A 13,252-nucleotide genomic window follows, 5' to 3' on the forward strand; every position below is an offset into this window, starting at 1 on the left:
CGTTTCATTCCCGTGTCGCCGGTCCCGGGCGTGTCAGACGTCGCCAGGGCTGTCCCTCGGGGGTTGCCCGGTCACGGACGGGCGTGCTCTACTGATCTCGCAGGGTGATGTAAAGCTTTACATCAAATGGAACATCACCCGGAGTCATCGGCGACGGACACGGGAGACGGCACATGGGCGGGCGCACCCGGCGCAGCACGGTCGGCGTCGTCGACCTGGCGCGCGACCTGGGTGTGTCCACCGCGACCGTCTCGCGGGCCCTCAACGGCTCCCCGGCGGTGCGCCCCGAGCTCGCCGAGCGCATCCGGCAGTACGCAGCCGAGCAGGGCTACGTCGCCAACCGGCTGGCCCGCGGCCTGTCGGCCTCGATCAGCCGGGCCTTCGTCGGGTTCGTGATCCCGTACGTCGACACCCCGGCGTACTCGGGCGTGGCCGCCGAGTGCTCGCGGCAGCTGTCGACGGGCGGCACCCAGATGATCCTCACCGTCACGCAGAACGAGCCGGAGCGGGAGCTGCAGCAGCTGCGCGAGCTCGTCGCCAGCCGGATCGCCGGGCTGATCATCGCGCCGAGCACCGGGGTGCTGGAGGAGTCGCGGGCGATCCTGCGCGGCCTGCCCGTCGTCGAGCTGCACCGGTCCTGCGGGATCGGCGCGCCCGGCGTGTTCGCCGACGACGAGGGTGTCATGCGCGACGCCGTGACCCACCTCGTCGAGCTCGGGCACACCGACATCGCCTATCTCGGCACGCCCGAGGCCCTCTCCCACGGCGCGATGCGGCTGCGCGCCGTGTCGGGTGCGCTGGAGAAGGCGGGCCTGGACCCGGACCGGATGCCCGTGCGCCTCGTCGAGCCCACCCGCGACAACGGCAGGGCTGCGGTCAACGAGTTGCTCGACGGGCCCGTCCGGCCGACGGCGGTGGTCGTCGGCGGTGGCGCACTGTCCGTCGGTGCCGCCGAGGCGGTGCGGGCCCGCGGGCTGCGGCTGCCCGACGACCTGTCGCTGGTCGTCTACGGGGACCCGGCGTGGTTCTCCCTCAGTGACCCGCCGCTGACCGCGGTGAGCGTCCCGTACGACCGGCTCGCGAGCGAGGCGGCGACGCTGCTCTCCGGCCTGCTCGACGGCGCCGACGTCGCACCGGTCCCGCACCTTCTCGCCCCTGAGCTGCGCGTGGCCGGCTCCACCGGCCGACCGGGTCGCCCACTCCCGTGACGCTTCTCGGCGGCCGACCGCCCGCCGAGATCGACGACCGAGCCGACGAAGGAGCCGCGCCATGACCGACGGACCGTTGACGGGTCTGCGGGTGATCGACGCGGCCACGCTGGCGGCGGGCCCCCTCGTGGCGACGTGGCTGGGCGAGCACGGCGCCGAGGTCATCAAGATCGAGCAACCCGACGGCGGTGACCCCATGCGGCAGTGGGGGGCGCAGCGCGACGGCGTCGGCCTGATGTGGAAGAGCCTCAGCCGCAACAAGAAGTGCGTCACGCTGAACCTGCGCGAGGAGACGGGCCGCGACCTGCTGCGCGACCTCGCCCGCACCGCCGACGTCGTGATCATGAACCTGCGGCCCTCGACGCTGACCCGCTGGGGCCTGGACCACGAGAGCTTCGCCGCGGTGAACCCGAGCCTGGTGATGCTGCACGTCACCGGCTACGGCGCGGGCGGCCCGAAGTCCGACCGGCCGGGGTTCGGCACCCTCGGCGAGGCGATGTCGGGGTTCGCGCACATGACCGGCGAGGCCGACGGGCCGCCCACGCTGCCCGCCTTCATGCTGGCCGACGGCGTCGCCGCGCTCAACGCCACCTACGCCGTGATGATGGCGCTCTACCACCGCGATGTGCACGGCGGACCCGGGCAGCTGATCGACGTCAACCTCATCGAGCCGCTCGCCCGGCTGCTGGAGCAGCCACTGCTCACCTACGACCAGACCGGCGAGATCCCCGCCCGCATGGGCAACCGCTGGGACATCTCCGCCCCGCGCAACACGTACAGGACCTCCGACGGGCACTGGCTCGCGATGTCGGGCAGCGCGCCGTCGATCGCGATGCGTGCGCTCAAGGCCGTCGGCCGGTCCGACCTCACGACGGACCCGCGGTTCGCGCAGGCGCAGCAGCGGCTGCGCAACGCCGCCCTGGTCGACTCGGTGATGGCGGAATGGATCGCCGACCGCACCCTCGACGAGGCGATGACGGTCTTCGAGGATGCCGACGTCGCGGCCGCGCCGGTGTACGACGCGGCCCAGCTGCTCGCCGACCCGCAGCTGCAGGCGCGCGGGACCTACCAGCGGATCCCGGACCCCGACCTGGGGTCGATGACCGTGCAGGGCCCGGTGCCGCGGTTCTCCGCGACACCCGGCGGGATCGACCATCTCGGCGCCGGCATCGGCGAGCACAACGACGACGTCTACGGCGGGCTGCTGGGGCTGTCCGAGCAGCGTCGCCACGAGCTGCACGAGAACGGAGTCATCTGATGACGCGACCGATCCGGCCGCGGAGGTCGGAGCTGGCGACCCCCGCGAGCAACGACTGGATGTTCGCCAAGTCGGCGGCGTCCGACGCCGACCTCGTGTTCCTCGACCTCGAGGACGCGTGTGCCCCCGCCGAGCGTGAGGCCGCCCGCGGCAAGGCGGCCAAGGCGCTGCGCGAGCTCGACTGGGGCCGCACCGTCCGGGCGATCCGGTGCAACGGCGTCGGCACCCGCTGGGCCTACGGCGACGTGATCGAGGTCGTCACCGGCGCGCGGTCGGCGCTGGAGGTGATCATCGTCCCCAAGGTCCGCCGGGCCCGCGACGTCTGGTGGGTCGACACCCTGCTCACCCAGGTCGAGGAGACGCTCGGTCTGCCGCCCAAGGGGATCGGGCTCGAGGTGCTGATCGAGGAGACCGAGGGCCTGGAGAACGTCGGCGAGATCGTGCGGGCGTCGGACCGGCTGGAGGCGGTCATCTTCGGCGCCGGCGACTTCTCCGCCTCGCAGGGCGCCAAGGTCGACGGCAACTTCGACCCGCTCGTCGACTTCCCGGGCGACATCTGGTCCTATGCGCGATCCCGGGTCGTCGTCGCGGCCCGGTCGGCGGGGATCGACGCCATCGACGCGCCCTTCCCGAACTTCAAGGACCCCGACGCCTACCGCACGGCGTGCGACCGCGCCGCCGCGATGGGCTACGTCGGCAAGTGGGCGATCCACCCGTCCCAGATCGCGCTCGCCAACACCGCCTTCGCACCCACGCCGGAGGACATCACGAGGGCGCGGCGGCTCGTTGCGGCCTACCGCAAGGCCGAGGCCGCCGGCCGCGGCGCGGCGGCACTCGACGGGATGCTCGTCGACGCCGCGCACCTGCGCCACGCCGCGACCGTGACCCGTACCGCAGAGCTGTTGGGCCTCACCGAGGAGACCACGTGACCAGGCAGATGACCATGGTCGGGTTCATGCAGGCCGGCAACGTGACCGTCTACTCGGGATCCTGGCGGTACCCGTCCGCCGATCTCGGGTTCCTGACGATGGACTACTACCAGCACATCGCGAAGACCCTGGAGGCCGGCCGCTTCGACTGCGTGTTCTTCGACGACCGGCTCGCCATGCCCGGTGTCTACGGGAACTCCGTCGCCGACACCGTCCGCTACGGGGCCCGCCCGATCAAGCTCGACCTCACGGCCGTCCTCGGCGGGATCATCGGCGCCACCGACCGGATCGGCATCGGCGCGACGTACTCCACCACCTACTACGACCCGTTCCACGTCGCGCGCACTTTCGCGACGCTCGACCACCTCTCGCGCGGGCGGGCCGCCTGGAACGTCGTGACCTCGGTGAACGACTCGGAGGCCCAGAACTTCGGGCTCGAGTCCCACCTGGGCCACGACGAGCGCTACGACCGCGCCCAGGAGTTCCTCGAGGCCGTCTACGCGCTCTGGGACTCCTGGGAGGACGACGCGCTGATCCTCGACCGGGAGTCCGGTGAGTTCGCCGACCCGGCGAAGGTCCACGAGATCAACCACCACGGCACGTACTTCTCGGTGCGCGGCCCGCTGACCGTGCCGCGCACGCCGCAGGGCAGGCCCGCGATCCTGCAGGCCGGCTCGTCGGGACGCGGGCGGGAGTTCGCCGCCCAGTGGGCCGACATGATCTTCACCGCCGACCCGGGGCTCGCCGTCGCCCAGCAGCACTACAAGGACCAGCGGGAGCGGATCGCCGCGTCGGGCCGGGACCCGGACTCGGTGAAGATCCTGCCGATGGCCTACGCGGTGGTGGGGGAGACCCAGGCGATCGCGGAGGAGAAGGAGCGGCTGTTCCTCGACGCCTACGTGCACCCGGTCGCGTCGCTCGCACTGCTGTCGGAGGTCATGAACTACGACTTCGCCCAGCACGACCTCGACGACCCGGTGTCGGAGGAGATGATGGCCGCCGCCGGCGGGATCCGCGGGCTGGCCGACGGTGTGCGGCGCCACCTCGACCGGGAGGTCACCGTCCGCGACCTCGCGGCGCACCGCGCGACCCTGCTGCAGGGCCCGCGGTTCGTCGGTACGCCGGAACGGGTCGCCGACCAGATGCAGGAATGGGTCGAGTCCGACGGCTGCGACGGGTTCGTCCTCGCTGCGACCCACCTTCCCGGGGCATTCGAGGAGTTCGTCCGGATGGTCGTGCCGATCCTGCAGAAGCGTGGGCTGATGCGCACCGACTACGAGGGCACCACCCTGCGCGACCACCTCGGCATCGAGCGTCCGACGCGCTGACCCGCGTTCTCGTGTCCCGCGACGGCGGCCCCGCTCAGGACGACAGGGCCGCGGCCACCGGTGCCCAGCGGGTGACGTCGGCGGGGGACGTCAGGTCGGCCGGGGCGACGAACACCGTGCACACCCCGGCGTCGACGAGCCCGCGATAGCGCGCGACGTGCCGTTGCGCGGTGCCGGCGTGATGGCGGGCGGCGAAGGTCGTGGCGTCGGTGCGCCCACGCAGCCGTTCCACCAGCGTCGCGACGTGGTCGCGGTCGTCGCCGAGGACCGGCACGTCGAGCACGGTGACGCGACGCTGCGTGCCGGCCTCGCCCAGCCGGGCCACCGGCACGTTGCAGGCGTCGGCGGCGGTGGCCGCCAGCCGCAGGACCCGCGGGCCCGTCCCCCCGACGATGATCGGCAGCGCGCCGACCGGCCGCGGGTAGCAGGACGTCTCCTGCAGGCCCGCGGCCGGCCGGGTGCCGGTGGCCCACAGCGCGCGCAGCCTCGGGATCGCCCGTTCCAGCAGGTCGACGCGCTCTCCTGGTGACGGGAAGCCCAGCCCGAACGCCGTGTGCTCCCGTTCCCACCAGCCCGCGCCGAGCCCGCAGAACGCGCGTCCGCCGCTCAGCGCGTCGAGGGTGGCGAACGACTTCGCGGGAGACCGCGGCCGGTGCCGCTGCGGCGACCGGTGCGGGGCCCCCGTCGCTGCGGACGACGAGGTCCCAGCCCTCACCCGCGATCTCCGCCGACACACCCGCCATCCGCCGGACCTGCGCGGTGAGCGCGGGTCCGGGGACCGGGCGGTCGCGTTCCCGGTTGCGGGCCCGGCACACCGCAGCGGGGGTGTCAATGACCGTTGCGACGCAAGCGATCCCGGCCGTGCGGCCGGCGGCGAGCCAGGCTCGCCTGCGGCCGGTGTCGAGCCCGAGGGTGTCGACGACGGTCGTCAGTCGACGGCGCAGCCGGGCCGCGACGATCGCCTGCAGGACCGCGAAGGCGTCGTCGCTCGCGTCGAGGTCGGCGGGGCCGGTGCCGACGGGCCCGCGCAGCGCGTCGGACGACACGATCTCGGCATCGCGGTAGTGCGTCGCCGCCCACGCGGACTTCCCTGCACCGGCAGGCCCGACGAGCACCACCAGCGCCGGATCGGGCAGCTCCACGTGGGCGAGTATGCCCGCCACTCAGGTCCCCGGGGTGCCTTCGGCCAGCCGTTTCAGGTTCAGCAGCTGGCGCCGCGCCATCACCAGGTCGCCGACGGACACGACGGGCACGAGCAGGCGGCCCTGCCGGTGACGACCTTGAGCAGCAGCCGGGTGTCGTCGCCCGCCGGGACGAGGACGTAGGACATGACGCCGCCCATGATCCGAGACGCCACGCCAGACCGACAGGACGGGCCTCGGGACGTCCTGACGCTGCGGTCGCCCCGCTGACGCGCCTTCCCGACGCTTCCGTGCGCCGGGTTCGACGGTCCGGTGCCGGACCCGGCGCACGGGTTGGTCAGAAGCGCACCGGCAGCCGGTGCAGGCCGTGGATCAGCGAGCTCTCCCGCCACGCCAACGACTCCGGCTCCGCCGCCGGCGCAAGGTCCGGGAACCGCTCCAGCAACGTCCGGAACGCGATCTCGCCCTCCAGCCGCGCGAGCGGCGCGCCCAGGCAGTGGTGGATGCCGTAGCCGAACACGACGTGCCCCGACGTGTCGCGGGTGACGTCGAGCTCGGCGGGACGCTCGTAGCGGTCCGGGTCGCGGTTGGCCTCGATCAGCGAGACCAGGACCAGACCTCGACGTGGGACAGTCGGTCACCGTCCTCCGACGCCGCCACGATCGCGGACAGCATGTCGTCGCCCGGCTCTGCGGTTCTGCCCGCCACCAATTCCGCGAGGAACTGCGCCATCGCCTGCGCGGCGGCCGACCGCAGCTCGGGTTCGGCCGCCGACAGCAGGGTGTTCGACCAGGTGCGGAAGTCGTCGCGCCGTTCCTGCGGCACGCCGCAGCTCGCAGATGACGGTCATCGGCAGCGGGAAGGCGAACTCGTCGAGCAGGTCGACCTCCGGGCCGTGGGCGGTCATCGAGTCGGCCAGCTCCGTGGCGATCTCGGTGATCCGCGGCCGCATCCGCGCGATGGACCGCACCGTGAACGCGCGGTTGACCAGCTTCCGCAGCCGGGTGTGGTCCCGCGGGTCGCTGTTGAGCGTGTGTTCGACCAGTCGGTGTTCTCCACGGTCCGCGTCATCACAGTCGGTCCTCCTCCCGGCGGCCCCCCGCCGCCGTCGGCCGTTCTGACGCTAGCCCCGGCCGGCTGATACGACGCTGAGGTCTCGCTGACGGGTTCGTGATGCGTCCCCGGCCGTCCGGTTCGTGCCGCCGCCACGTGGCGGGGCTCACGTCGCGGGTGGTCCACATCTGTCGGCTCGGCCATCATCGGAACGGTGACGTCACCGGTGATCATCGAGCTCGCCCTGAACGGCCCCACCCCGCGGACGGTCAACCGGTACGTGCCGCGGACGCCGGAGGAGGTCACCGCGGTGGCGCTGGAGGGCATCGAGCTGGGTGCGTCGATCGTCCACAACCACACCGACGACGTCATGTTCTCCGCCGACGGCGCGCACGACGTCGAGCCGTACCTGCAGGCGTGGACGCCGATCCTCGACCGCCATCCCGACGTGCTGCTCTACCCGACGATGGGTGCCGCCGCCCGCGGCATCCCCGTGCAGCGCCGGTGGGGCCACGTCGAGGAGCTGGCCAGGCGGGGGATGGGCATGACGCTGGTCGACCCGGGCTCGGTGAACCTCGGTCTGACCTCGGACGGCAACCTCGATCCCGTCGCCGCGGTCGAGCCGTACGCCAACCCGCACGCCGACGTCGACCACATGATCACCCGCACCGCCGAGCTGGGTGCCGCCCTCAGCATCTCGATCTTCGAACCCGGCTACCTGCGCACCGCCCTGACCTGGCACCGGACCGGCCGGCTGCCCGCGGGCGCGATCGTCAAGCTCTACTTCGGGGGCCGGCTGGAGTTCGGGCTCCCGCCGACGGCGACCGCACTCGAGGCGTACCTGGAGATGCTGGAGCCGACGGGCCTGCCGTGGTCGGTGGCCGTGCTGGGCGGCGACGTCGTCGACTGCGGTCTCGCTGAGCTGGCGGTGCGCCGCGGTGGGCACGTCCGCGTCGGGCTGGAGGACCATGCCGGGCCGGGGGAGCCGAGCAACGCCGACCTGCTGCGTTCGCTGGCGGACCTTTTGCGCGACATGGGCCGCGCACCCGCGACGATCACGCAGACCCGGGCGATCCTGGGTGTCCCGTCGCGCACCGCGGGCCTGTGGGGGCGGACGTTCAGCGGGGACGCGCCCGCAGACGTCCTGGCGGGGGCCGTCGTCACGATGACCTTCACCGCGCCCGACGGCATCGCCGTCCACGCCGGCGGCAACCGGCTGGGCTTCCGTGCCACCGCCGGGCCCGACCGGCTCACCGTCGACGATCGTGTCCGCTCCACCCGGATGGCCTGCCCGCCGGAGGTCCAGTCCCTCGACGACTGGCTCGTCGCCCTGCTCACCGCCGGCCCGGCGTACTCGCTCGACGGGGACACCCTCACCCTGACCGCGGGGATCTCGCGGATCGACCTCGTCGCGAGCCCGGAACGGCACTAGCGTTGAGCGCATGGTGCTGCGCGCTCGGGAGATCATGAGCCATCGCGTCGTCACCGTCCGGGCCGACGCCCCGGTGTCGCTCGCGGAGAAACGGCTGGCGGAGTTCCGGTTCAGCGCACTGCCCGTGGTCGACGACCGCAACCGGCTCGTCGGCATGGTCAGCGTCGTGGATCTGTTGCGGCACCGCGAGGAGCAACCCGGCGGCTCGCAGGCGCCGGTCGAGTCCGTCATGACCCGCGACATCATCCACATGTCGCCCAACGCGGGCGTCGGGATCATCGCCCATCGCATGCGCACCTACGGTGAGCTGCGGGTCGTCCCGATCGTCGACCGGGGCGTGCTGGTCGGCGTGGTCACCCGCAGCGACCTGATCCGGCCGCGCCCGACCGGCGGCCCGGTCAGCCGCGCGGTCCGCCGGTTCGTCGAGCGCCGCTCCGAGGACCTGCGCGCGGAACCCTCCTACCGGCCGCCGCCGCGCCGCCCGCGGTCGCATCCCGCCGACGCCACGGTGCGCGACGCGATGACATCGACCGACCTGGTCTCCATCACCGAGGAGCAGACCACCGAAGACGCCGCGGCGCTGCTCACGGGCAGACGGCTGACGTCAGTGCCCGTCGTGCGGGCCGGCGACAGGCTCGTCGGGGTCATCAGCGAGGCCGACCTGCTGCGCGACCCGCTCGACGGGCGGCGCACCGGGCGGGCGCGCACCGTCGGCGGGGCGATGAGCCGCGACCCCGTCACCGTCGGACCTGACGACCCGCTGTCGGTGGCCCGGCGGCTGATGTCCGACCGCGGCTTCCGCATCCTGCCGGTGGTGCAGGCGGGCCGGTTGGTCGGCGTGGTCAGCCGCCGCGACCTGCTCTGACGTCGTCCGCCGAGTCCGGCACCCGGCTGCTCCCGGCGACGTCGGCGGCAGTCCCGCGTCCGGCCCGGTGTGTCGACGTCAGTTTCGTTCGCCTCCACCCGATCGTCGGCTGACGCGCAGAGAGCATCGCCTGGCAGGAGTCTGGATCGTCATCGCGGTCGTCTGCCTGTGGCCCCGGCTGCTCGCGCTCTGACCCCGGCTCACAGGTCAGGCTGTGACCTGGGGCAGGTGCCAGCCGAACGCGACGCTGACCAGCCGCAGGGTCAGGCAGGCGACCGCACCGGCGGCCATGGCGGCGGCGCGCGGCAGCCCGACGCGGCGGCCCAGCACGACCACGACGGCGCCCAGACCCGCGGCGACGGCGTAGATGTCGGTGCGCAGCACGGCGGGGACCTCGCGCAGCAGCAGGTCGCGCATGACGCCGCCGCCGACACCGGTGATCGTCCCCAGCAGGATCGCGAGGATCGGGTTGACCTTGAAGTCGAGTGCCTTGGTGGCCCCGACGACGCAGAACAGGCCGAGCCCGGCAGCGTCGAGGGTGACCAGGACCGGCGCCGGGATGGCCCGCACCCCCGAGTAGAGGACGACGACCACCAGCCAGCCGAGCCCGATCGCCGCCGGGTAGGCGACGGACCGCAGCGCCGCGGGCGGGACGTCGCCCAGCAGCAGGTCACGGACGATGCCGCCGCCGACGGCGGTCGTGGAGGACACGACGAGGACGCCGAACAGGTCGAGCCCGGCGGCGGCGCCGAGCGCGCCGCCCTCGACGGCGAACAGGAGGGTTGCGGCGAGATCGGCCACGGTCAGCACGCGGACCGGCTGGAGACGCACGCCACACCCTAGAACGCCCGTGCGGCAGGGTGATCGTCGCAGGGTTGCGACGGCTGGGGCAGACTTCATCCCACCGCGCCCGGCCCGGGCCGCGGCCGTCGCGAGGAAGGGCACCGCAGCCGGCCATGGACTTCTACTCCGCCTACCGGCACGGGTTCCTGCGCGTCGCCGCCGCCACCGTGCGGACCGTGATCGCCGATCCCGCCGCCAACGCCGCGTCCGTGCTGGAGACCGCCCGCACCCTGCACGACGACGGCGTCGGGCTGGCGGTCTTCCCCGAACTGACGTTGTCCGGGTACTCGATCGAGGACGTCCTGATGCAGGACACCCTGCTCGACGCGGTCGAGCAGGCGCTCGCGGAGGTCGTCGCCGGGTCGGCCGACCTGCTGCCGGTGCTCGTCGTCGGCGCGCCGCTGCGGTACCGGCACCGGATCCACAACTGTGCGGTCGTCGTGCACCGCGGCCGGGTCCTCGGGGTGGCGCCGAAGTCGTACCTGCCGACGTACCGGGAGTTCTACGAGCGTCGCCAGGTCGCGCCGGGCGACGACGTGCGGGGCGAGCTGCGCCTGGGCGGTGTCGACGTGCCGTTCGGGCCGGACCTGCTCTTCGCCGCGGCCGACGTGCCCGGGTTCGTGCTGCACGTCGAGGTCTGCGAGGACATGTGGGTGCCGATCCCGCCGAGCGCGGAGGCGGCGCTCGCGGGGGCGACGGTGCTGGCGAACCTGTCGGGCAGCCCGATCACGGTCGGCCGGGCCGACGACCGCACGCTGCTGTGCCGGTCGGCGTCGGCGCGGTGCCTCGCCGCGTACGTGTACGCGGCGGCGGGGGAGGGCGAGTCGAGCACCGACCTGGCCTGGGACGGCCAGACCATGATCCACGAGAACGGCGTCCTGCTCGCGGAGAGCGACCGCTTCCCGAACGGCCCCCGGCACTCGGTGGCCGACGTCGACCTCGACCTGCTGCGCGCCGAACGGCTGCGGATGGGCACGTTCGACGACAACCGTCGCCAGCACGCGGAGCGGGTGGACGCGTTCCGGCGCATCGAGTTCCGGCTCGACCCACCGGGCCGCGACATCGGGCTGCGCCGCGAGATCGAGCGGTTCCCGTTCGTGCCGGCGGACCCGGCCAGGTTGGAGCAGGACTGCTACGAGGCCTACAACATCCAGGTGTCGGGCCTGGAACAGCGGCTGCGCGCGATCGGCCAGCCGAAGATCGTCATCGGCGTCTCGGGCGGGCTCGACTCGACCCACGCGCTGATCGTCGCGGCCCGGGCGATGGACCGGGAGGGGCGCCCGCGCAGCGACATCCTGGCGTTCACGCTGCCCGGCTTCGCCACCGGTGAGCGGACGAGGAACAACGCGACGCGGCTGGCCGAGGCCCTCGGCGTCACATTCGAGACGATCGACATCACCGAGACCGCGCGGCTGATGCTGCGCAACCTCGAGCACCCGTTCTCCTCCGGCGAACCGCTCTACGACGTGACGTTCGAGAACGTGCAGGCCGGTCTGCGCACCGACTACCTGTTCCGGGCGGCCAACCAGCGCGGCGGGATCGTCCTGGGCACCGGGGACCTGTCCGAGCTCGCGCTGGGGTGGTCGACCTACGGCGTGGGCGACCAGATGTCGCACTACAACGTCAACGGCGGCGTGCCGAAGACGCTCATCCAGCACCTCATCCGCTGGGTGGTGTCGTCGAGGCAGTTCGACGACGAGGTCGGCGTGGTGCTGACCGATGTGCTCGACACGGAGATCACGCCTGAGCTCGTGCCGGTCGACGACGAGCGTCCGGTGCAGAGCAGCGAGGCCGCCGTGGGCCCGTACCCGTTGCAGGACTTCACGTTGTACCACGTGCTCCGGTGGGGGATGCGGCCGTCGAAGGTCGCGTTCCTCGCCTGGCACGCGTGGCACGACGTCGAGGCGGGGGACTGGCCCGTCGGTTTCCCCGACGACGACCGGGTCGCCTTCGCGATGGCCGACATCCGGCGCTGGCTCGAGGTGTTCGCGCAGCGGTACTTCTCGTTCGCCCAGTTCAAGCGCTCGGCGCTGCCCAACGGACCGAAGGTGTCGTCGGGCGGGTCGCTGTCGCCGCGCGGTGACTGGCGGGCGCCGTCGGACATGTCCGCGCGCATCTGGCTCGACGAGATCCGCCGTGAGGTCCCGGAGGCCTGACCGGCCCCGCACACACAGCAGCGCCGCCGGACGGGACCTGGAGGTCCGCCCGGCGGCGCCGTGGTGATCAGTGCGTCAGTGGTGCCCGCCGCCGTAGCCGCCGGAGTGGTCCCAGCTCTCGTCGCGGTGCGGCTGGCAGTGCTCCTCGTGCTGGTAGGACTTGTCCTCCCAGTGGTGCTGCGAGGACTTGTCGTCCCAGCTGTCGTTGCAGCTGGTGTCCTTCCAGTCGTGGGAACCCTTGTGGTGCTCGCCGTACTGCTCCTCGTACTTCCGGCTGTCGTGGTCCTTGTAACCGGAGTCGTGGTGTTCCTTGTTGTTGTGCGAGCTCTTGAACATGCCGACCTCGTCTCGTGACGGTGCTGGGGCTGCCGTGCGCGGGTCGTGCTGGTCCCGTACCCGGGAGAGTCGCGAACCGGGACGGTGGCGTTACGCCTGGTCGGCGGACCCGGCGGTGCGGCGGCGGCGTAGTCCGGCCAGGTCGCCCGCCGCGAGCGCGCGCCAGAAGCGCAACGTCGCGTACTCGACCTCGATCCCCAGCTCCAGGGTGATCAACCGCGGGTTGTCGGCGGGTTCCGGCCCGAACCGCTCGACCATGCCCTCGTAGAGCGCGATCCGCTCCTCGTGGCGGGCGATCTGGCCCTTCGCGAGCCGGGCGACGTCGTCGGGGGTGCCGACCTCGTTGAAGAACAGCTTCAGCTCGGCGGGGTCGCGCATCTGGAAGTGGCTGTCGCTCGGCGAGGCGATCCAGGTCTCCAGCGCCTCGGTGCCGGCGGAGGTGATCGAGTACGTCTTGCGACGGCGGCCCGCCGCCTCCGTCTCGCAGGTCAGCAGCCCGGCCTCGGTGAGCCGCTCCGGCTCGGAGTAGAGCTGGGCGTGCGGGAAGTGCCAGAAGTAGCCGACGGAGTGCCCGACCGCGCGCTTGAGGTCGTACGGGGTCGACGGCCCGCGCAACGAGATCATGCCCAGGACGACGTAGGAGGTGGGCGACAGGCGTACGGCGGACACGATTGTAGGGTATCCGGTCCGGACCGTCCGACG

13 protein-coding genes and 1 pseudogene are annotated in these 13,252 nt (G+C 72.6%); 7 read left to right on the plus strand and 7 right to left on the minus strand.

From position 1 onward, the window contains the following. Window positions 1–173: 173 nt before the first annotated feature. The 4 genes from TOK_RS22005 to TOK_RS22020 all read left to right on the plus strand — a co-directional run bounded on the left by TOK_RS22005 (window position 174) and on the right by TOK_RS22020 (window position 4,723). The gene (locus tag TOK_RS22005) at window positions 174–1,208 is read left to right on the plus strand and encodes a LacI family DNA-binding transcriptional regulator (protein ID WP_098959893.1); all 1,035 of its coding nucleotides are present in this window, start codon (window positions 174–176) and stop codon (window positions 1,206–1,208) included. Window positions 1,209–1,269: 61 nt separating this feature from the next. Then, window positions 1,270–2,466, plus strand: coding sequence for a CaiB/BaiF CoA-transferase family protein (locus TOK_RS22010; protein ID WP_098959894.1), 1,197 nt, complete (start codon window positions 1,270–1,272; stop codon window positions 2,464–2,466). Then, window positions 2,466–3,395 carry a CoA ester lyase gene (locus TOK_RS22015; protein WP_098959895.1) on the plus strand — a complete coding sequence of 310 codons (930 nt, stop codon included), beginning with the start codon at window positions 2,466–2,468 and terminating at the stop codon, window positions 3,393–3,395. Before TOK_RS22010 ends, TOK_RS22015 begins: the two co-directional genes overlap by 1 nt. Next, window positions 3,392–4,723 carry an LLM class flavin-dependent oxidoreductase gene (locus tag TOK_RS22020; protein WP_253258551.1) on the plus strand — a complete coding sequence of 444 codons (1,332 nt, stop codon included), beginning with the start codon at window positions 3,392–3,394 and terminating at the stop codon, window positions 4,721–4,723. Before TOK_RS22015 ends, TOK_RS22020 begins: the two co-directional genes overlap by 4 nt. Window positions 4,724–4,757: 34 nt before the next feature. Here the strand turns inward: TOK_RS22020 and TOK_RS22025 are convergent, their stop codons facing one another. The 4 genes and pseudogenes from TOK_RS22025 to TOK_RS34335 form a co-directional block, all read right to left on the minus strand. Beyond that, the gene (locus TOK_RS22025) at window positions 4,758–5,438 is read right to left on the minus strand and encodes an LLM class flavin-dependent oxidoreductase (protein ID WP_253258552.1); all 681 of its coding nucleotides are present in this window, start codon (window positions 5,436–5,438) and stop codon (window positions 4,758–4,760) included. 82 nt (window positions 5,439–5,520) lie between these two features. Further along, window positions 5,521–5,886, minus strand: a pseudogene (locus TOK_RS35465) (AAA family ATPase); the annotation flags it as partial. Window positions 5,887–6,202: 316 nt separating this feature from the next. Further along, window positions 6,203–6,481, minus strand: a complete 279-nt coding sequence (locus tag TOK_RS34330; RefSeq protein ID WP_306305161.1) for a cytochrome P450 — start codon at window positions 6,479–6,481, stop codon at window positions 6,203–6,205. Next, window positions 6,463–6,690, minus strand: coding sequence for a cytochrome P450 (locus tag TOK_RS34335; RefSeq protein WP_253258553.1), 228 nt, complete (start codon window positions 6,688–6,690; stop codon window positions 6,463–6,465). The genes TOK_RS34330 and TOK_RS34335 overlap by 19 nt, the downstream gene beginning before the upstream one ends. Window positions 6,691–7,132: 442 nt before the next feature. Between TOK_RS34335 and TOK_RS22040 the strand changes: the two genes are divergently transcribed. Both TOK_RS22040 and TOK_RS22045 read left to right on the plus strand, forming a co-directional pair. Next, entirely contained in the window at window positions 7,133–8,350 is a 1,218-nt protein-coding gene (locus TOK_RS22040) for a 3-keto-5-aminohexanoate cleavage protein (protein ID WP_253258554.1), read from the plus strand. A 10-nt stretch (window positions 8,351–8,360) separates the two neighbouring features. Beyond that, window positions 8,361–9,215 carry a CBS domain-containing protein gene (locus TOK_RS22045; protein WP_098959896.1) on the plus strand — a complete coding sequence of 285 codons (855 nt, stop codon included), beginning with the start codon at window positions 8,361–8,363 and terminating at the stop codon, window positions 9,213–9,215. 207 nt (window positions 9,216–9,422) lie between these two features. Here TOK_RS22045 and TOK_RS22050 read toward each other — a convergent pair whose 3' ends face one another. Next, on the minus strand, window positions 9,423–10,046 hold the full coding sequence (locus TOK_RS22050; protein ID WP_098959897.1) for a trimeric intracellular cation channel family protein: 624 nt from the start codon (window positions 10,044–10,046) through the stop codon (window positions 9,423–9,425). Window positions 10,047–10,171: 125 nt separating this feature from the next. Here TOK_RS22050 and TOK_RS22055 point away from each other — a divergent pair, with 125 nt between their 5' ends. Next, the gene (locus tag TOK_RS22055) at window positions 10,172–12,214 is read left to right on the plus strand and encodes an NAD(+) synthase (protein WP_098959898.1); all 2,043 of its coding nucleotides are present in this window, start codon (window positions 10,172–10,174) and stop codon (window positions 12,212–12,214) included. A gap of 75 nt (window positions 12,215–12,289) precedes the next feature. On the opposite strand, the gene TOK_RS22060 is transcribed toward TOK_RS22055, so the two are convergent. Further along, entirely contained in the window at window positions 12,290–12,550 is a 261-nt protein-coding gene (locus TOK_RS22060; RefSeq protein WP_098959899.1) for a hypothetical protein, read from the minus strand. 90 nt (window positions 12,551–12,640) lie between these two features. Further along, complete coding sequence (locus tag TOK_RS22065; protein WP_253258555.1) at window positions 12,641–13,219, minus strand: PadR family transcriptional regulator; 579 nt, start codon at window positions 13,217–13,219, stop codon at window positions 12,641–12,643. Window positions 13,220–13,252 lie beyond the last annotated feature (33 nt).

Source organism: Pseudonocardia sp. N23, assembly GCF_002583555.1.
GTDB lineage: Bacteria > Actinomycetota > Actinomycetes > Mycobacteriales > Pseudonocardiaceae > Pseudonocardia.

What these genes read in the sequence shown, in the direction of transcription:
- TOK_RS22005 (WP_098959893.1), top strand. Translation starts at nt 174, where the DNA reads ATGGGCGGGCGCACCCGGCGCAGCACGGTCGGCGTCGTCGACCTGGCG.
- TOK_RS22010 (WP_098959894.1), top strand. Translation starts at nt 1,270, where the DNA reads ATGACCGACGGACCGTTGACGGGTCTGCGGGTGATCGACGCGGCCACG.
- TOK_RS22015 (WP_098959895.1), top strand. Translation starts at nt 2,466, where the DNA reads ATGACGCGACCGATCCGGCCGCGGAGGTCGGAGCTGGCGACCCCCGCG.
- TOK_RS22045 (WP_098959896.1), top strand. Translation starts at nt 8,361, where the DNA reads ATGGTGCTGCGCGCTCGGGAGATCATGAGCCATCGCGTCGTCACCGTC.
- TOK_RS22055 (WP_098959898.1), top strand. Translation starts at nt 10,172, where the DNA reads ATGGACTTCTACTCCGCCTACCGGCACGGGTTCCTGCGCGTCGCCGCC.
- TOK_RS22060 (WP_098959899.1), bottom strand. Translation starts at nt 12,550, where the DNA reads ATGTTCAAGAGCTCGCACAACAACAAGGAACACCACGACTCCGGTTAC.